Annotated in this window: 13 protein-coding genes and 1 pseudogene; 5 read left to right on the top strand and 9 right to left on the bottom strand. The window is 56.1% G+C overall.

Annotated features, from left to right (window positions below; genetic code table 11):
* Both HMPREF3158_RS05200 and HMPREF3158_RS05195 read right to left on the bottom strand, forming a co-directional pair.
* Nucleotides 1-1,353, bottom strand: coding sequence for an MFS transporter (locus HMPREF3158_RS05200; RefSeq protein ID WP_070455526.1), 1,353 nt, complete (start codon nucleotides 1,351-1,353; stop codon nucleotides 1-3).
* Between the two features lie 183 nt (nucleotides 1,354-1,536).
* Nucleotides 1,537-2,661 carry a helix-turn-helix domain-containing protein gene (locus HMPREF3158_RS05195; protein WP_070497582.1) on the bottom strand — a complete coding sequence of 375 codons (1,125 nt, stop codon included), beginning with the start codon at nucleotides 2,659-2,661 and terminating at the stop codon, nucleotides 1,537-1,539.
* Between the two features lie 112 nt (nucleotides 2,662-2,773).
* Here HMPREF3158_RS05195 and HMPREF3158_RS05190 point away from each other — a divergent pair, with 112 nt between their 5' ends.
* Both HMPREF3158_RS05190 and HMPREF3158_RS05185 read left to right on the top strand, forming a co-directional pair.
* The gene (locus HMPREF3158_RS05190) at nucleotides 2,774-4,381 is read left to right on the top strand and encodes an amidohydrolase (protein ID WP_070455522.1); all 1,608 of its coding nucleotides are present in this window, start codon (nucleotides 2,774-2,776) and stop codon (nucleotides 4,379-4,381) included.
* A gap of 51 nt (nucleotides 4,382-4,432) precedes the next feature.
* A complete protein-coding gene (locus HMPREF3158_RS05185; RefSeq protein WP_070432403.1) occupies nucleotides 4,433-5,674 on the top strand; it encodes a M20 family metallo-hydrolase in 1,242 nt (413 codons plus the stop codon).
* Between the two features lie 85 nt (nucleotides 5,675-5,759).
* Here the strand turns inward: HMPREF3158_RS05185 and HMPREF3158_RS05180 are convergent, their stop codons facing one another.
* The 6 genes from HMPREF3158_RS05180 to HMPREF3158_RS05155 form a co-directional block, all read right to left on the bottom strand.
* Nucleotides 5,760-6,215: a hypothetical protein gene (locus HMPREF3158_RS05180; protein WP_141741002.1), complete on the bottom strand. Its 456-nt coding sequence runs from the start codon at nucleotides 6,213-6,215 to the stop codon at nucleotides 5,760-5,762.
* 424 nt (nucleotides 6,216-6,639) lie between these two features.
* A complete protein-coding gene (locus tag HMPREF3158_RS05175) occupies nucleotides 6,640-7,719 on the bottom strand; it encodes an ABC transporter ATP-binding protein (RefSeq protein ID WP_062035704.1) in 1,080 nt (359 codons plus the stop codon).
* A 44-nt stretch (nucleotides 7,720-7,763) separates the two neighbouring features.
* A complete protein-coding gene (locus HMPREF3158_RS05170) occupies nucleotides 7,764-9,086 on the bottom strand; it encodes an ABC transporter substrate-binding protein (protein WP_061920919.1) in 1,323 nt (440 codons plus the stop codon).
* A 64-nt stretch (nucleotides 9,087-9,150) separates the two neighbouring features.
* Nucleotides 9,151-9,975 carry a carbohydrate ABC transporter permease gene (locus tag HMPREF3158_RS05165; RefSeq protein ID WP_062035702.1) on the bottom strand — a complete coding sequence of 275 codons (825 nt, stop codon included), beginning with the start codon at nucleotides 9,973-9,975 and terminating at the stop codon, nucleotides 9,151-9,153.
* A gap of 16 nt (nucleotides 9,976-9,991) precedes the next feature.
* Nucleotides 9,992-10,924, bottom strand: coding sequence for a carbohydrate ABC transporter permease (locus tag HMPREF3158_RS05160; RefSeq protein ID WP_371326196.1), 933 nt, complete (start codon nucleotides 10,922-10,924; stop codon nucleotides 9,992-9,994).
* 82 nt (nucleotides 10,925-11,006) lie between these two features.
* Complete coding sequence (locus HMPREF3158_RS05155; RefSeq protein ID WP_070497579.1) at nucleotides 11,007-12,515, bottom strand: PucR family transcriptional regulator; 1,509 nt, start codon at nucleotides 12,513-12,515, stop codon at nucleotides 11,007-11,009.
* A 144-nt stretch (nucleotides 12,516-12,659) separates the two neighbouring features.
* On the opposite strand from HMPREF3158_RS05155, the gene gabT reads away from it, so the two are divergent.
* The 3 genes from gabT to HMPREF3158_RS05140 all read left to right on the top strand — a co-directional run bounded on the left by gabT (nucleotide 12,660) and on the right by HMPREF3158_RS05140 (nucleotide 16,872).
* Nucleotides 12,660-13,988, top strand: a complete 1,329-nt coding sequence (gene gabT / locus HMPREF3158_RS05150) for a 4-aminobutyrate--2-oxoglutarate transaminase (RefSeq protein ID WP_062035700.1) — start codon at nucleotides 12,660-12,662, stop codon at nucleotides 13,986-13,988.
* A gap of 31 nt (nucleotides 13,989-14,019) precedes the next feature.
* Complete coding sequence (locus HMPREF3158_RS05145) at nucleotides 14,020-15,501, top strand: NAD-dependent succinate-semialdehyde dehydrogenase (RefSeq protein ID WP_070497577.1); 1,482 nt, start codon at nucleotides 14,020-14,022, stop codon at nucleotides 15,499-15,501.
* Between the two features lie 147 nt (nucleotides 15,502-15,648).
* Nucleotides 15,649-16,872, top strand: coding sequence for an aromatic amino acid transport family protein (locus tag HMPREF3158_RS05140; protein WP_070497575.1), 1,224 nt, complete (start codon nucleotides 15,649-15,651; stop codon nucleotides 16,870-16,872).
* Nucleotides 16,873-17,050: 178 nt separating this feature from the next.
* Here HMPREF3158_RS05140 and HMPREF3158_RS05135 read toward each other — a convergent pair.
* A pseudogene (locus HMPREF3158_RS05135) lies at nucleotides 17,051-18,181 on the bottom strand (IS110 family transposase); the annotation flags it as partial.
* Between the last annotated feature and the right edge of the window lie 159 nt (nucleotides 18,182-18,340).

Below are 18,340 nucleotides of genomic sequence, written 5' to 3'. Positions count from 1 at the left end.
TTAGTCTTTAACGACCACGTCATCGGTACGACGGTGACGCTCAGCCCAGAATGAGCCCAACGCTGTAATCAGGGAGATTGCCACGAGGATGATAACTCCAGGAATCGAGCTTGGCGTCTCGTTTGAAGCGTTCATTGCAGTCGCGATAAACGGCAGGAGTCCGGAAATTGCTCCAGCGATGTTTGCAGCGATAGCGACGCCGGAATAGCGGACGTTCGCTGGGAAGATTTCGGACAAAAGAACGCCGGAGACAGAGTAGGTGCTCGTTACTAACGAGAGGCCGAGACAGACAGCCACAGTTAACAAGGCTGCGTTTCCAGAGTCGATCATTGCCCAGATGGGATAGGCCATGACAGCAGTTGCAATACCTCCCCAGCCCATTACTTTGCCTGGCCCGATCTTCTCGCCGAGCCGGCCAAAGTAAAGGTTGATGAAGATCTGGCAAACAGCGGCAGCGAGCGTCGCATTGACTACCGTTTGGCGCTCGAAGTTCAAGGTGATTGTGGCGTAACTGATGGTGTAGGTGGTCAATACGAAGAACCCGCCGATTCCGAGCAGGGCTGCTGCAGCGGCAAGAACTATTTGCCCGAAGTGCTCGGTAAATAGTTCTTTGAGGGATCCTTTGTGTTTCGCTTCATCTTCTTCTGCTTCCTTCTCCAAGGCTTGATAGACCGGAGATTCCTCTACTTTTGTGCGGATATAAAGCGCAATTGCGAGGAATGGGAACGCGATCAAGAAAGGAATGCGCCAACCCCAGCTTGAAACTGCGTCATCAGGCAGCATGAGGATGAGGGAGAAGACGCCAGAAGAAAGGAGCGTGCCAGCGGGCGAGCCAATTTGGACGAATGCGGCGTAGCGCCCTCGCTTTTCTGCAGGTGCGTGTTCAATTGCCATCGTGGTGGCGCCGCCCCACTCGCCACCAACTGCAATTCCCTGTACAAGACGTAGAACGGTTAGCGCAATCGGAGCCCAAATGCCGATTGAATTGTAATTAGGTAATAGGCCGATTAAGCCCGTTGCTACGCCGATAGCGACAATCGAGATGAGAAGTGCTGGGCGACGTCCCATCCTGTCGCCGATCTGGCCGAATAAAACTGCGCCAAAAGGTCGAGCAAGGAAGCCAACGCCTAGCGTCGCGAAAGACGCGAGAGTTGCTGTGGTTTCGCTGGCGTCGGAGAAGAAGAGGTCATTGAAGACCAATGCTGAGGCGGTGCCGAACAGGAAGAAGTCATACCACTCAAGCGCGGTACCAATGAATGCTGAGCTAGCAATTTTGAATACGTCTTTGGAGTTGACTTCGACTTGCTCGGGGGTTGAAGACTGAGTGTCTAGGGGAGCGGTCGGGCCAGTCAAGATATTCCCTCCTGTCGTTAAGGTGTGGTGTGGATAACACAATAACGGTGGAGAAATTGTAGCGGGATGAAAAATATAAAAGTTGGGATTTTTTCCTGCGGATTGAACATGGGCTGTGCAATTGCACAGCCCATGGCTTGAAGGGCGTGTTTGCCGTGTGGATCGAGAGGCGGGGGAAGAGGATTAGAAAGTGGTTACCGGTTTATAGTTGAGCGCGAGAATGACTGCGGCAGCGTCGTAAGGACGCGTGACGTCGTAGCCTGTTGCATCTGCGAATTGGCTGAGCCGATTGATGACAGTGTTGCGGTGGCAGTAGCTGATGGCTGCTGTTTGTTTGATTGAGCCGGTGCGAAGATAAGCTTCTACAGTTTCTAGGGCCGGGGAGTTGGAATTGCGTAACTTCGTAATATCGGCGCTTAGCTCGTTTTGCTTCGAACCGGGAAAAGATGCGAGTGCGCTTCCTGCAATTGCCCAAGATAGTTCATGGGCTGGGGTCGGCTGTGTGGGCGTGCGTGAAGCCTCAAAGAGTTTGGGGCTAGCTAGTACTGCATCGCGGACATTTGCAAGCCCTTCGACCTTACTGAAAACAGCGCTGGGTAATGCTGGAATGTTCGGCTGATTCTCGGCGCTTATGGGCCAGAAAGCGGTGAATAAACCATTGTGCGGATAGCCGAAGATCTTTCCTTCCGCTGTTGCAAGTTCGAGTGCGTCTCGAGCTTTCAAGGCGCTGTTTGCGTGGAAAACGACGACTTTGAAATTGCTATGTGCGTCGCAGCCTATTGCTTGGGCTATTTCCTTGATTGTGATGGTGTCAATGGAGGCGGAGGAGAATAATTTGTCGAGATGGCGGGCGTTGGCTAGGCGTAAATCTTGCGCAATACGGGCATTTTCTCTCCGGAAGCCATCGCGAACGAAGAAATTGTATTTTGCGACCGCATTGTGCAGTTGGTCCACGTGAGAGATAAGTACTTCTTGGTTTCCTCCGGCGGCTTGACGGATGCGGTTCCAAATCACCAGAAAATCCAGTTGAACTGCATCTATGAGCGTGCTGATGGGGACGCCTTGCTGCGCGCGTCTGCGTCCTAAGGCGTCTGCATGCTGGCGAAAAGTCGTGTCGTCCAGTGTGCCTGCGATGGCCTCCATCAGCATGGTGAGCACCTCAAAAGCAGTGCGGCGAAGTTCTTTCTCACTGACAGGGGAGTTGCCATAGCTGCCAAGACTGCTGAAATCAGCAATGAAGTCATCGACCAATCCTGGGATGTCTGACTGAACTTCTTTGAGGATTCTTTCCCAATCGCCATCGTGCATATGCACAACACTACTGGCTAAAGGGTGGGAAAATGACTCAATTTGTGGGAAATGACTGTGCAGCTGCCCTTCTTCGCTTAGTGTGACTTGCAGCATAAGTAAGGAGGAGTGAATGAATCAGAATCAAATCACTATCATCTACGATGCTCATGTACTGACTCAGGATCCGTCTTACCCTGAAGCGCATGCGATTGCCTTCGCGAATGGGAAGATACTTGCCCTTGATGATGCTGCGTTAGCTCTTCCGGGTGAACGTTGGGATGCACAAGGAAAAGTCCTTACCCCAGGGTTTAACGATGTGCATTCGCACTCCGTGTGGTTCGGGCAAACGCTCATGGAAGTTGATTTGTCCAAGGTTGTTAGCGCGCAAGATGTATATGATGCAGTTGCCTCCGCTGAGCCTTCTGGCGAATGGATTATTGCTTCGGGCTTCGTCGCATCTAGCTTGGGTGGACAGACCCTTGAACTTAGCGAGTTGGATCGCGCGGCCGCTGGACGTCCGCTTCTTATCAAACACAACTCTGGCCATGCTTATACCGTTAATACTCGTGCACTCGAATTAGCGGGAATTGATCCTGCGGCGCCGCCGACAGTAGAAGGCGGAGAATTCGTTCGCGATTCAGCTGGTCGATGTACTGGTTTGCTGGACGAAAATGCGATGCGCCCGATTCAGCAGGTGCTTTTGCCTGAATCTCAAACTGAGATTTCAAGTGCATTGGAACGAGCGCACCAAGTTTACCTCGAACGAGGAATTACGTCAGTTACTGATGCTGGTGTAGCGGGCGGATGGATTGGACATAGCCCTCGCGAGATTGCGGCTTACCAAGCTGCTGATTTACAAGTCCGTACGCAGGTAATGGTGACCATGGATGTTCTCCACGAACTCGATGGGCATCAAACTGATGGCATAGGTTGGGGTATCGACGCCGGCATCCGAAGCGGGCTCGGTAACGAATGGTTGCAAATTGGCCCCACCAAGATTTTTACGGACGGCTCCCTGCTTGGGACTACGGCTGCGATGACGGAGAATTATGAGTGCTGCCAGCATTCAGGCTATTTTCAAGGCGACCCGGAGCTAATCAAGCGTAATGCCTTAATGGCAGCGGGCGCCGGATGGTCACTCGCTTTACACGCAATCGGTGATGCTGCGGTTGACTTCGCGATTGAAACGCTCGAAGAAGCCATTCGTGTGCACGGCGCACCCAAGATTCCGCACCGAATCGAACATGGAGGCGTTGTTAGAGCAGAACAGATTGATCGCTTGGCGAAGCTGCCTGTAGTTCTGGTCCCACAGCCGTATTTCATTAAAGAATTCGGTGATGCAATGGCGCAGAAACTCGGTGCCAAGCGTGTAGAGCTGTCTTATCCAGCTAAGCGTCTCCTTGATGCCGGAATGACTCTGCCTGGTAGTTCAGATCAACCGGTGACGCGTGGTATCCCACTCGAAGTCATGCAAGCTTTCGCGCAAAGAACTACTGCTGCGGGCAATGAATATGGGCCTGCAGACAAGATCACCGTATCTGAAGCTCTTTACGCGTATACCGCGGGTTCAGCGGCAGCTACAGGCTGGGCAGGCCGAAAGGGACAAATAAAGCCCGGGCAGCTCGCGGATTTCGTTCTGTTGGGCTCGAACCCACTGGAAACACAAGTGGAAGCGCTATCTGAGATAGAAATTCTGGCGACTGTGGTCGGTGGCGAACTTCGCTACGGAAGCTTCTAAAACCCAAAAAATCTAATACACATTGCGAATTAACTCGGAAAGGAATACATAATGCGAGCAACAACTGATGAACAGTACCTGGCGGACTTTCGTGAGATGTCGGCGAACGGCGCGACTGCGGGAGGTGGCGTCGAAAGGCAGGCTGCGAGCGAAGGCGACCGCGTTAATCGTGCGTGGTTTGCGCAGGTGCTGGAGTCGATGGGTGCGCGCGTGCACTACGACGAGATTGGCAATCAGTACGGTCTCTTCGAGTTCGTTCCGGACGCGCCTTTTGTAGGCCTGGGTTCGCACCTCGATTCACAGCCTTTGGCCGGGCGCTATGACGGTGCATACGGCGTGCTGGCGGCAGCGCATGCGGCAAACCGGGTGGCCCGCCATGCGGAAGAGGGGAAGATTTCGCCGCGTTATAACCTGGCCGTAATCAACTGGTTCAACGAGGAAGGCTCGCGTTTTTCTCCGTCCATGATGGGCAGCTCCGTGTTCACCGGAGTTATGCCGTTGGAAAAGGCGCTGGAATCGACGGACCTTGCAGGAACCACCGTGGCAGAGGCTTTTGAGGAAGCGAAATGGACCCCGGTCGAGCAGGCCCCGAAGGTGGTTTCCTATGGCGAAATCCATGTTGAACAGGGCAAGGGTTTGGAGGCTGCTGGCAACACCATCGGCCTGGTGACCGCGACCTGGGGCGCGAAGAAGTTCCAGGCGGTAGTGCACGGTGAGCAGGGACATACCGGTTCCACCATGATGGTGGATCGTCGTGATGCGCTGTTTGGCGCTTCTCTCATCATTGCCGAAGTACAGCGTTTAACGCGAGAGTTTCCAGAGTTTGAGCTTCAGGCATCTGTGTCCCAGCTGACCTTGGAGCCAAACTCGCCGGTGACCATTGCCCGTGAGGTGCGCTTCAATATCGACCTACGCTCGCCGAATAGCGAGACGCTGGAGACCGCGCAGAAGCGCGTTCGGGAGATTATTGCGGCAGCGGAAGAAGAGTCCCGTACCCGTGTTGAGCTGAACACTACCCATGAGTGGGCGCTCAACCCGTATCCAGAGGCCGGTGTGGAACTTGCGCGTGAAGTGGTTGAAGAGCTGGGCTATTCTCACCAGGAGATCTTCACCGTGGCTGGGCACGACTCGACGAATATGAAGGAGCACGTACCGACCGTCATGCTCTTTATCCCAAGCGTTGACGGCGTCTCCCACAATGAGGCGGAATACACCAAGGATGAAGACTGCGTTGCAGGTCTTGATGTATTTACCCACGTGGCAGCGCGCCTGGTTGAGGGCGCGCTGACCTAAAACACCTGGCTCGAGTTACTTGTCCAGCGGCGTTACCTGCGCGCTTGCCAGCCGCCACGGCCCGCGATTACAACGGTTGCCGGTTTTATAGCATTCCAATCGGCAGTAATTTCGCGGGATACGCGAACCTCAATTGAGGCGGTCTGCGCGTTGAACATACTCTAAGAACCCAGCAGCCCCGGATAAAGCGCAGCGACATCTTGCCAGCGAGAACCTTCTGATCCAGAATCGGGAAGTAGCTTTCGCCCCAGCTGCCGATGTCGCTTGGCAGCAGCGTGAGGTTGTCAGCGTGCCCGTATTTTACGAGTTGTTCGACGTCATCGCCCTCGTTGAGCGGACGGTCCATCACGATTTCGCCGTTTTCTACGCGGGCGATCATTCCCACTGGGCTGACCCACTCGCTCTTTCCAAAGCCACCGAGGTAGGAACCCCCAAACGATGACCCGGAGCTAAACCCTTGGGCAGTAGGCACGACCGTGCTGTTTAAGGACAGAGCGACGATTGCAGTTACGGAAAGAGGACGGAGCAATTCCTTAGTCATCTCGAAAGCCTTGCCTCGAGGAAGCTGGTACCGCACTGTTCTATATCTCCCTCTTTGCGCGTTCTCTCAAACACACACGCAAATTATGAGCTCTCAAACCCCAGAAACCGGCACAAGAACGCTGTGCAAAAGATAGTAGGTTTGTATATCGCTATATTTTGCACAACGAAAGCGCCCAGGTCTTCGAAAAGGCTCTGGGCGCTATCGCTGTCTCTCTCTAAACGCCTCCGATTATCAGCCAAGGCTGCCCTCCGGAAGCTGAGGGGTTCTCTCTATCTCTCTCATGCGCTCTCTCAAACGCACAACAAAAGTATGAGACATGCGGCTGGCACAGCAATGATGTGTGGCTGTTAGGTCGCTGGGACTGCCTGTGCATTCACTGGCGGTTTATGGACGCTTGCTGTTTGTCTCTAGTCCCTGCCCGTTAGTTGATGCGGTTACCGCTTTCGCGGTCGAAGATATGCACGTTCGAGGTATTTGGCTTCAGCCAGATGGTTTCGCCGATGCTTTGATGGCTGCGCGGTTCCACGAGCACACCGGTATTGCCACCCAGACGAGTAGTGGAGCTAAACACCGTGCCGTCCTCGCCAGTGAGATCGCCGTAGAGGTAAGACTCGTGGCCAAGTTCCTCAACATGGTGAATGACAAACTTTACGCCGCCTTCGCCTTCAGAACTCCGCTTCCAATCTTCAGGGCGAATGCCCACCGTAAGTGGACCTTCTGGCGCTTGCTCGAAACCCCAGCGGCGCAGAACGGAAGCGTCGATGTCATAGAGGTTCATTGCAGGCGATCCGATGAATCCCGCGACGAAGGTATTAGCGGGGTGGTCATAAATTTCCCGAGTTGGTGCAACTTGTTGCAGAACACCCGCATTTAGTACCGCCACGCGGTCGCCCATGGTCATAGCCTCTGTCTGGTCGTGGGTGACATAAACCGTCGTGGTACCGAGGCGTCGCTGTAATTCGGAAATCTGCGCACGGGTAGATACGCGCAGCTTGGCATCGAGGTTAGACAGTGGTTCGTCCATGCAGAACACCGCCGGTTCGCGCACAATAGCGCGCCCCATCGCTACGCGTTGGCGTTGGCCGCCCGACAAGTTTGCAGGTTTGCGGTCGAGTAGGTCTTCCATCTGCAGGATCTTCGCCGCTTCCTGAACACGCTCCTTGATGAGGGCTTTGCCCATCTTCCGGTTTTCCAAGGCGAAGCTCATGTTCTGCGCAACGGTCATGTTGGGGTAGAGGGCGTAGTTCTGGAAGACCATGGCAACATCACGATCGGATGGGCTAACGCCCGTGACGTCCTTGCCGTCGATGCGGATGGAGCCGGAATCGGTTGGCTCCAATCCAGCGAGCATGCGAAGACTCGTTGATTTTCCGCAACCAGACGGTCCGACGAGCACAAGGAACTCGCCGTCGGCGATGTCGAGGTTGAGCGAATCGACAGCGGGGCGTTCGGCGTCCTTGGAATAAATCCGCGAGACACCATCAAAAGTGACAGTTGCCATGGTTTCCTCTCAGTTCAGGTACGAAGACGGGGCGGCGAGATGAATTACTTCTTGATGACCGGCTTGACCTGGTTGTCGTAGATAGACTGCAGCGTCTTTTCCAGATCGGTTAGGGTCTTCTTGACGTCATCGCGGTTGGTAACGATCTTCTCGAAGGCACCGCCGATTTCCTGATCTGCGCCGGGGAGGAATACACGTGCGTAATCCTGTGGACGGGTATCCGGTAGCTGTTCAATAGCAGTCTTGAAGTTCGGGTTTTCTTCCATGAACTTCTTTTGCTCATCCAGTTCCATTGCAGTCTTGCGCACGGGCATGTAACCGACGTTCTGCGACCAGTAGGCAGTGTTTTGGTCATTGGTTACAAAGTCGATGAACTTGATCGCTGCGATTTGGCGATTCTTGTCGATGCCGGCTGGGATAGCCAGACCAGCTCCGCCGGTTGGGCAAGCACCATCGCCGTTTGGATTAGGCAGGAACGCGGTGCCCAAGTCGAACTTGGCGTTTTCGGTGATGCCGCTGAGGTCACCGGTGGAAAGCACCGTGGCAGCGGCGCGGCCGGTGGAAAATTCCATCGCCATATCGTTGCCCACGTAGGAGTAGCCTTCTTTTTCATCGGTGACCTTCTTCAGCCACTCGACGGCTTCGATGGTCTTGGGATCAGTAAACTTGAGCTCCCATTCATCGGAGTATGCGCCGCCCTTGGACCACAGCGGCCCCTGGAAGATCCAACCCAGGTAGTCAACAGCATCGCCCCAGCCAAAGGCTTGCATATCGGGGTTTGCATCCGCGAGCTTTGTAGCCCACTTATCCATCTCGTCCCAAGACTTTGGTCCGCGGTCAGGTAGACCAGCCTTCTTCCATGCGTCCTTGTTGTAGTAGAAGAGCGGAGTAGAGCGGGCAAATGGCAGTGCAAAGTGGCCGCCGTCGTAGGCGTAGTCCTCATACAGTGGCTGCACGTAGGAGGAAAGGTCGACGTTTGCTTCCTTGGCGAGCTCGTCGACGTTCGCGATCTGACCGTTGATAGCGAAGTTGTACCACCAGACATCGGAGAGAACCACGATGTCGGGAAGGTCGCTGCCGGTCAGTGCCGCGTTAAACTTTTGGGCTGCTTCCTCGTAGTTCTTGCCGGCATCAATCAGGTTGATTTTGATGTCCGGGTTTTCTTTTTCGAAGCGGGAGATGATCTCGGTTTCGATGTCCTTCGAGGAACCCGGGTGGTTGGACCACCAGGTCAGCTCGGTGACTTCCCCGGAACCAGAGGAATTCTTCTTAGCTTGTGGGTCAGTGGAGGAAGTGCCTGCGCAGGCAGAAAGAGAAACCGAGGCGGTGCTCAGTGCAAGAACAGAGAGGAATGAACGGCGGTCCATGAATTAACTCCTTGTAGAAATAGAAAGACTAAACGGCGAGCGTGGTTGAGGTAGCCATCTGCGGCTATCCCTTGACGGCACCAGTGGTAAGGCCCTTGATCATGTATTTCTGAAGGGCCAGGAAGATGATGAGAATCGGAATGATGGTGAGGATGGTGGCGGCCATAACTGGACCCCAGTTGGTGACGCCGTCGTTGTTTTGCAGCATGGTTAGACCCACCTGAAGCGGTGCGACATCGGCAGTATCGGACATCAAGAATGGCCACAGGTATTGGTTCCATTCGTTGACGATGGTGATCACTGCGAAGGCTGTCAACGTTGGCCAAGAGATCGGAAGCAAGACCTTTGTCAGCAGGCGAATAGGTCCAGCGCCGTCCATTCTTGCGGCCTCAACCAGTTCAAAGGGCAGCGATAAGAAGTGATTGCGCATCAGGAAGGTGCCGAATGCGACGCCAGCCAAAGGCACGATGATGCCTGCGAAGGTATTTCGCCAGCCCAGCGCATTGACCAGTGCGTAATTGGAAATGACGGTGATTTCGGAAGGTACCATCAGCGCTGAAATGACTACTAGGAAGATGATGTTGCGTCCCGGAAAACGCAGGATTGCCAGCGCATACGCAGAAATCACGCCAAGCACGATCTTCAGCACTGACAGTGCAGCTGTGATGAGCACCGAGTTGCGCAGGTACGTCCAGAAAGGAACGCGGGTGGTTGCGTCTTTGTAGTTCGCGGTTTCCCAGCTGGGGGGAAGCCAATTTACTGGATCTGTGTAGATGTCGCCTTTGGCTTTGAAGGAGGTCATCAAAATCCAAAACAGCGGTAGGCCAACCAGCAGGAGGACGGCGACGATGCCGATGTATCCAAAAACTTTTTTAAGGGTGTTATCCATTAAGGCTTCGCTCCCATTAGTGGTTTTGCTTGTCCATGATGCGTACCTGGATCAAGGTGATGATCAGCAAGATCAAGAACATGATTGTGGCGGCGGTAGCACCGTAGCCAGCGCGGAAGTTCACGAAGGTCTCTTGATAAATCTGGAACACAAGAGTGGTAGTGCCGTTACCCTGTGGGCCGCCGCGGGTCATTACGTTGATGATGTCGAAGACCTGTACAGAGTTCAGCGTCACCGTGATCGAAAGAAAGAATGTAGTGGGGCGAAGCTGTGGCAGCGTTACGCGGCGGAAACGCGTCCAAGTGGACGCACCGTCGATAGCCGCGGCCTCGTCCAAGTCCTTCGAAAGGCCTTGTAGAGCAGCCAAATAAATGACGAAGGTATAGCCCAGGTTCTTCCACACGAAAGTGAAAGTCACCATGAATAGCGCCCAGCCGGGTATGGCATAGAAGTTAGGACTTTCAACGCCTACCCAACTGAGCATCTCTTGAATAAGCCCGAAGTTGGGATCGAAGATGAACTGGAAAGCAATGCCGATGGCAGCTCCGGAAATCGCGAAAGGTGCGAAGACCACCGATCGGGTGAAATTGCGGCCCTTCAAGTTTTGATTGAGCAAGAGAGCTAGCGCGAGTCCCAATACCAGGGAGCCGATTACGGCAAAGAAAGTAAAGATGAGGGTATTCGCGATGATGGTCTTCGTATCGTCGCGCGTGAACCACTCAACGTAGTTCTGAAAACCTACGAATGTCGACGTTGGGCTCGAGATATTCCAGTTAAAAAAGGAAAGCCGGATATTGTCGATGAGTGGGCGATAGGTAAAGATTCCCAACAAAATGAGGTTGGGGGCTAAGAGTGCTAGCGCGAGCCACCACTCTTGGCGCTTTTTCCCCTCTGCTTTCTTGCGTAAAGCAGCTGTATCGGGACTATGCTCCGATTGTTTAATAACCACTTTGGAGAAGCTAGGCTGGGAAGGTTAAAACCCGCTACCGGTGGGGTGAAAACTTGGCCAACTAAAGATGAACGAAAAATACTCAAGAACTAAGGCAAAGTAGCAGAGCCTCCGCCCGAATCACGGGGTTGGCAAGATCGATGCCACACAGGGCTTGGACCTTTTCGATGCGGGCGCGCACGGTGTGGCGGTGCACATTGAGCTCGCTGGCAGCGGCGGCGAGCTGGGCGTCGGCAAGCAAGTAGGTGCGCAAGGTGCGTAGCAGCTCCGTATTGTGCGCGGCGTCATGGTGCTGAAGCTTTCCGACGATCGCGGCGCGGCGCTTTCCCAAGGCCTCGTGGACTGCGGATTCACCGAGCCAGGCGGGGGCGTCGGAGCTAAACTCCGCCATGGTTCCAGGAGGCAGGCTGCGCGCGTGGGTCTTCAGGGCCGTTACGCGGTCGGCGCTGATTTCCTCCCACGGAGTGTCCTTGAGTACGGATACCTGCAGGTTTTTGGCGTAGCGCCCGAAGAGCTCTTGCGCGTTGATGGTTTCGGGAGGCAGGGCAATGAGCGCGCTTTCCGACGCCGTGCCTTCCAAAGGCAGCACGAAGCAGGCATAGCCGCCTTTGTTTGCCGCACGATGCACCAACCCCAACGCGCGGCTAAGACGCGTGGGGGAGTCGGCCTGCACCAGGCAGAGGTGGAGACGGCCGTGGGAGGCCACAGAGTTGAAAGCGGCGTCTAAAGCCGTGGCACCAAGCGCAGACGTGGTGCCGGAGACCTGAGTTGCAAGGGCGAGGGCGCCTAAGATGATGCGGGCCGAAGAATCGCGGTTTTGTAGCAGCATCTCCGCCAAGCCTGCGAGATGGCGGGTCAATGCTCGATCGTAAGAGTCGAATTTTTGCTCGCGGGATACCGCAAGCGCGATGCGCCGTCGGCCGTGGGTATTAAACACGTTGGTGATGGTGGCGATCGTCGTGCCGTCTTTGGTGATGCTCGAGCGCGCGCCTGAGGTCCGTCCCGAGCTTTGGCTTGCCGCGGCAATAGCGAACTCGACGGCGGACAGCTCGCCTAAGTCGTGACGATTGATGACGTTTCCTGAATCGTAAGCCACGGCCACGGCAGCGCCGAGTTCTTTCGACGCCCGCTCCAGCAGCGCATTAGTGCCATTCGACGCCGCCTGATTCAAACGCTCCTGTTGACGGTGCAAGGTGAACTGGAGGTTGTTCTCGATGCGCGTCTGCTCCGTAGTCACCGTATTGATAATCGAGATGAAAGGCGTGGCGCGGGGGACTTCAAAGAGCGTTAGATGGTGACGCGCCGCGGCGTCGATAAGCTCCTGCGGAACCGTGGAGAAGGTCAGGCCAGTGCCGAAGCCAATGGCACCCACGCCCGCTGCCGCCAGGGTGCGCGCATAGGCGGAAAAGTCGCTGGGCGAGTGTTCGAAGGCTAGTCCCAAGGTCAGGATGATGGCGCCCTGAGTGGTGAACTCGCTGGGATCGCGCAACTCGCTGGCTTGGATGGTTGTGAACTCACGCGGGCCTTCGAGAATCGGGCGCAGGTTTAGTTTGCGCTGGTTAAACAGCCATTGAAAGCGAAGCTCGCTCATTGCCGGGACCTTCTTGCAGTAACTCGTCGATAGACACAGTGAATAGTCTTTTGCCCTAAATATATACGCGATGTCCATGGTCTGTGACTAGTCGTGGCATCCACAATGATTCACATCACAAAGCAAGACGATTGAAGGAGAATCATGCAGGAACTTGAATACCGCATCGAGCAGACCCGCCACCTCGCTCAGGAGGTCCCCGGACCAGCCAGCGCCGCATTGGATGAGCGCCGCAAGAACGCCATCCCGGCCGGCATGGCGCCTTCGCTTCCGGGCTACGTCGTCGACGCTGACGGCGGCATCCTCGCTGATGCTGACGGCAACCGTTTCATCGACTTGGCCTCCGGCATCGCTGTTACCTCCGCGGGCGCTTCTAACCCGGCCGTCGTCAAGGCCGTGCAGGAGGCCGTCGCGCACTTCACTCACACCTCCTTCACCATCTCCCCGTACGAGTCCTACGTTGAGGTCGCTGAAAAGCTCAACGAGGTGACTCCGGGCGATCACCCGAAGAAGACCGCGCTGTTTAACTCCGGCGCGGAAGCAGTGGAAAACGCCGTCAAGATTGCCCGCAACTACACTGGCAAGCGCGGCGTTGTAGTTATGGACCGTGCCTTCCACGGCCGCACCAACCTCACCATGGCCATGACCGCAAAGCAGTCCCCATACAAGAACGGCTTTGGCCCGTTCGCGCCGGAAATCTACCGTGCGCCGATGTCCTACCCGCTGCGCGACCAGCTCAGTGGTGAGGAAGCAGCCAAGAAGACCCTCACCATGATCGAGCAGGAAGTCGGCGCAGCCAACCTCGCCTGCGTTGTGGTCGAGCCGATTCAGGGCGAGGGCGGCTTCGTGGTCCCAGCTGAGGGTTACCTGCCAGCTATCCAGAAGTGGTGCAACGACAACGACGTTGTCTTCATCGTCGACGAGATTCAGGCCGGCATGATGCGCACCGGCACCTGGTTCGCTTCCGACCACGAGGGCATCGTCCCCGACCTGGTCACCATCGCCAAGGGGATTGCTTCCGGCATGCCGCTTTCCGCTGTCACCGGCCGCGCAGAGATCATGGATGCACCGCAGCCAGGCGGCTTGGGCGGCACCTACACCGGCAACCCTGTTTCCTGTGCGGCAGCGCTGGCCACTCTCAAGGAATTTGAGGAGAAGGACTTTGGTGCCCGCGCACTGAACCTGGAAAAGATTGCCCGCGAGGAGCTGGAGCCAATCCTGGGCGACGAGCGCGTCGCCGAGTTCCGCGGCCGTGGCGCCATGCTTGCACTCGAGTTCGTCACCGCTGATGGCGAGCCAGACTCCGAGCTCGTCCACAAGATTGCAGATGCCGCAAAGGCAGAGGGCGTCCTCATCCTCACCTGCGGCCTTGACCACAACGTCATCCGCTTCCTGCCTTCCCTGGCCATCCCGGAGGATCTGTGGCGCGAGGCCCTGCAAGTAGTGGTCAAGCAGTTCAACGAGTACAAGTAAGTCTGGGCTGCAGCCAAAAGGGTAGAAGCAAATGACAAACTTTGATTATTCGCAGGTTTCTGAGCTGTTGGGTTCTCTGCCAATTGGCCTTTGGCTGGAGGGCACGAACGTCGCAGCCACCGGCGGCGCCACTTTCGAGGTCCTCGACCCAGCAACGGAAGAAGTCATTGCCAACGTTGCAGATGGAACCTCCGCTGACTGGATGCGCGCGCTGGAGCTTGCCGACGCCGCGCAAAAGGAGTGGGCCGGTTTTGCGCCGCGCACGCGCTCTATCATCCTCACTGACATCTTCAACGCCATTATTGAGCGCAAGGAAGACTTCGCGCGCGTGATGACCTTGGAGATGGGAAAGCCTTACGCGGAAGCGCTGGGCGAGGTGGCCTATGGTGCTGAGTACATGCGCTGGTTCGCAGAGGAAGCAGTTCGCATTCCGGGCCGCTACTCGCAGTCGCCGGCCGGCAACGGCTCCATTACCGTCTCCCACACCCCGGTGGGCCCAGTGCTGGCAATCACTCCGTGGAACTTCCCGCTGGCCATGGCCACCCGCAAGATTGCCCCGGCCTTCGCCGCTGGCTGCCCGGTCGTGGTTAAGCCCGCTGCGGAAACCCCGTTGACCATGCTGCTGTTGGGTGAGGTCATCGCAGAGGTATTCGCTCGCCACGAGGTGCCGGCTGGTGTGTTCTCCATCGTGACCACCACGCAGTCGAGCGCGCTGTCCTCCGAGCTCATGGCGGATCCGCGCCTGCGCAAGGTGACGTTTACCGGCTCGACCGGCGTGGGCAAGATTCTGGTGCGCCAGTCTGCCGATAATCTGCAACGCACCTCCATGGAGCTGGGTGGCAATGCCCCGTTCCTGGTCCACGAGGACGCAAACCTCGACCTAGTGCTTGACTGTGCAATGCAGGCGAAGATGCGCAACGGCGGTGAGGCCTGCATTGCGGCCAACCGCTTCATCGTGCACGAGGCAGTGGCTGAGGAGTTCACCCAGCGCCTGACGGAGAAGATGGCTGCTATCCAGGCAGGCCATGGTTTGGAAGAAGACACCACCCTCGGCCCTCTGATTAGTGCGAAGCAACGCGACGGAGTGGCTCAGTTGGTCGAGCGCGCGCTTGAGCAGGGGGCCACCGCCACCACCGGCGGCGAGCGCCCGGATGGCGCCGGCTTCTTTTATCCAGCGACCGTTCTGGCGAACGTGCCTGACGACGCCGAGATTCTGCGCCAGGAGATCTTCGGGCCGGTAGCCACCGTGACCACCTTCTCCACTTTGGAAGAGGGCGTGGCGAAGGCCAACGACACCGAGTTCGGTTTGGCAGCCTATGCCTTCACCGAGAACTTCCACACCGCGGAATACCTGGCACACGCGCTGGAGGCAGGCATGGTGGGCATCAACCGCTCCGCTATCTCTGACGCGGCCGCTCCATTCGGGGGCATCAAGGAATCCGGCTTCGGCCGCGAAGGTGGTGCCGAAGGCATCGAGGAGTACATCTCCGTGCGCTACATCGCTAAGCCTTAGCTCTAACCGGCAAGCCTCAGCGAGCTGATTTTTACAGGCATTGCCCCTCGGCGCCCTCACTTTTTGCAGAAAAAGGAGAGGGTGCCGAGGGGCGCAGTTGTTCCATGCGCAGTTACTTATATTTCTATTTTAGATTCGGGAGAAAATATGACGGTTGTTGAAAAGTCTGGAGGGGCTGCTTCGCAGGCTGCGAAGCCGGCCTTGAGTTTCGTCCAAGGCATTGCCCTTATTTTTGGCACCAACATTGGTGCAGGCATTCTTTCCATTCCCTATGCCGCGCGAAACGGCGGATTCATGGCGCTCGTTATTGCGCTTCTCGTTGCGGGTACCCTGACCACGATTTCTATGCTTTATGTTGCGGAAAGTGCGATGCGCACAAAAGCGCCTCTGCAGGTTTCCGGTTTGGCGGAGCACTATCTGGGGCAGTGGGGCCGTTGGCTGGTCTTCGTGGCGATTATCGTCAACGGCGTCGGCGCGCTCATCGCCTACGCCTCGGGCTCCGGCGACCTCATCAATAATATTTTCGGCCTGCCGCCGCTGGCAGGTACGTTGATCTTCTTCGGCTTTGGGTCTTGGGTTATGTACCGCGGCCTGCACACCACCGGTGCCACAGAAGGCGCTATTACCGCAGGTATGGCCATCATCATTGCCGTGCTGTGCGGCTGGACCATTCTGGGACCTGGAATCGAGGCCGAGAACCTGTTGGTGCTGCACCCATTTTTCATCGTTCCTATTTTGAACCTGGCTGTTTTCTCGTTCGTGGCGCAGTACGTCGTGCCGGAACTGGTGCAGGGAATGGATCCGGAAAAACCGCATGAGACCGCACGCGCCATCGTCGTGGGTATGGTCATCACCGGCTTTACCTTGGCGCTCGTGCCTTTCGCCGCGCTCGGCCTCCTTGGTATGGATGTGACCGAAGTCGTGACTATCGCGTGGGGTGAGAAGCTTGGGCCGGTGGCCTATTATCTGGCGAATATCTTCGCTTTAGCTGCAATGCTGACATCTTTCTTGGCAATTGGTTTTACCACGATGCGCAACATCTTGGACATGCTGCACTGGGAGGGAAGTAACCGCCAACGTGCGATTGGTGTTGCGCTGACGGTGCTGCCGCCGCTAGTTATTTCCGTTGTAGGGTTGGGCGGCTTTGTTGCCGCGCTGTCTTATGCGGGCGGATTTGCCGGCGCTATCATGTCGATCATTCCCGTGATGCTGTTGCATGCTTCCCGCAAGCATGGCGACAAGGAAACGCGATGGAATGTTGGCGTTCTTGCGCATCCGCTGATTCAGGGCGTCATCATCGTGGTTTATTTCTTGGCTTTCGTTTATTCGGTTCTCTCGATTGTGGGCCTGGTTCCGGCGGGCTGGGCTTAAGGAAGTGGCGTCGGCAAGCGCTCATGGATAGGGGGGTGTTCCTATATAGGTTGTCAACCTAGCGGGTGGAGAAATTGGGGGCGGATTCTCTCTGCGGGGTTGTTTGGTCGTGTTGTTTTCGGGCATGGCTGCTAGCCGACTGGGATTTTACCCGGTCGGCTATCTTTACTCTTAGTGTCTAGGCTGCTAGGTCTTCCTGTGATGGTGCGGGATCGTGGTAGTGCTTGTGGTTGCGCATCATGGCGTAGAGGACGTTGAGCCGTCTGCGGGCTAGTGCTACTACTGCGGCGTTGTGTCTCTTGCCTTCACGGCGCTTTCGTTCATAGAATTGCCGGGAACGCTCATGGAATCTGATGGATGCAAAAGATGATTGCCATAGGGCGTTCTTTAATTTTTTATTGCCAGCTCGGTTCAGTGAGTTCGACATGATCGAGGTCCCGGACTGGTTTGTCCGAGGTGATAAGCCAGCGTAAGAGGCTAGGTGCCCAGCTGTCGGGAAGTCGGTCATGTCGCCCGCGGTCATGAGAATTTGTGCTGCCGTCTTTGGTCCGATTCCTGGCATGGATAGCAGGATTTGAGTGTGGGGGATGTCGTTGATGAGCTCGATGACTTCCTGCTCGATTTGTGTGCGGTGCTCGAGCTTTAAAAGCGCGTCCTTCGCCGACATTGCTACGCCCATTTCGGCATAGTGTGCACCAGCAATGGCAACTGTTTGCTCAGAGATGGCAGCGAAAATGGCATCGAGGACAGGTTCAGGATTGCGTGCCTTATAGCGTCGAGCGAAGGCAGTTGCCTTGGCCTTTCCGAGGCGTTTTATCTTGGTCGGTCCGCCGTAGCGTGCAAGTAGGTGCAGAACCCACTTGCGGTGAATTATCTGACCGCGAAGGGCCTGTTCGAATTGCGGGTAGCAGCCTACTAGTGCACTTCGAATCTGATTGATGAGCCTGGTGTAGGAGCGCGCTAAATCTTCGTCGATACCGTTGAGGACCTTCAACTGGAGGAAGGCTTCTTCGACGCGGTCGACGCTGCGGAGGGATTCCGGAAGGTTCTTTGCAGCGTGGGCGATGATATAGGCGTCCCGGATATCAGTTTTGGCATTGCCAGCGTGGATGCGCGAGAGTTGACGCATAGCCAAACCGGGAAGGTAGCGCACGTCGATCCCGAGTTCTTGAGCAACCGCGACAGTTAGTCGACCAATGTTATTGGGCTGGTCCACGACGACAAGGACCTTGTGGTCGTGTGCGCTGAACGCTGAAAACAGTGCGCGCAGGGATTTTTCGTTTTGGTTGATGCGCTTAGATAGCACCTGGGGGACCTGACCCCCTTTTGGTGGACACCTGATATCCAGCTCAGTCGGGCTGGGAAGAAAGGTAAACTACCATTATGTCCAGGTACTCCGAACAGTTCAGACGCGATGCTGTGGCTCTCTATGAGAACAATGAGGACCTCTCGCTGAACGCAGCATCAG

It is taken from the genome of Corynebacterium sp. HMSC06G04 (assembly GCF_001807365.1).
Lineage (GTDB): Bacteria > Actinomycetota > Actinomycetes > Mycobacteriales > Mycobacteriaceae > Corynebacterium > Corynebacterium simulans.
The sequence above is the reverse complement of the archived record's forward strand: the minus strand, read 5'-3'. Positions and strand labels throughout refer to the sequence as shown.

Excerpts from the sequence above, each read along its gene's own strand:
- HMPREF3158_RS05175 (WP_062035704.1), bottom strand. The coding sequence starts at position 7,719 with ATGGCAACTGTCACTTTTGATGGTGTCTCGCGGATTTATTCCAAGGAC.
- HMPREF3158_RS05190 (WP_070455522.1), top strand. The coding sequence starts at position 2,774 with ATGAATCAGAATCAAATCACTATCATCTACGATGCTCATGTACTGACT.
- HMPREF3158_RS05180 (WP_141741002.1), bottom strand. The coding sequence starts at position 6,215 with ATGACTAAGGAATTGCTCCGTCCTCTTTCCGTAACTGCAATCGTCGCT.
- HMPREF3158_RS05185 (WP_070432403.1), top strand. The coding sequence starts at position 4,433 with ATGCGAGCAACAACTGATGAACAGTACCTGGCGGACTTTCGTGAGATG.
- HMPREF3158_RS05195 (WP_070497582.1), bottom strand. The coding sequence starts at position 2,661 with ATGCACGATGGCGATTGGGAAAGAATCCTCAAAGAAGTTCAGTCAGAC.
- HMPREF3158_RS05155 (WP_070497579.1), bottom strand. The coding sequence starts at position 12,515 with ATGAGCGAGCTTCGCTTTCAATGGCTGTTTAACCAGCGCAAACTAAAC.
- HMPREF3158_RS05165 (WP_062035702.1), bottom strand. The coding sequence starts at position 9,975 with ATGGATAACACCCTTAAAAAAGTTTTTGGATACATCGGCATCGTCGCC.
- HMPREF3158_RS05145 (WP_070497577.1), top strand. The coding sequence starts at position 14,020 with ATGACAAACTTTGATTATTCGCAGGTTTCTGAGCTGTTGGGTTCTCTG.
- gabT (WP_062035700.1), top strand. The coding sequence starts at position 12,660 with ATGCAGGAACTTGAATACCGCATCGAGCAGACCCGCCACCTCGCTCAG.
- HMPREF3158_RS05140 (WP_070497575.1), top strand. The coding sequence starts at position 15,649 with ATGACGGTTGTTGAAAAGTCTGGAGGGGCTGCTTCGCAGGCTGCGAAG.
- HMPREF3158_RS05170 (WP_061920919.1), bottom strand. The coding sequence starts at position 9,086 with ATGGACCGCCGTTCATTCCTCTCTGTTCTTGCACTGAGCACCGCCTCG.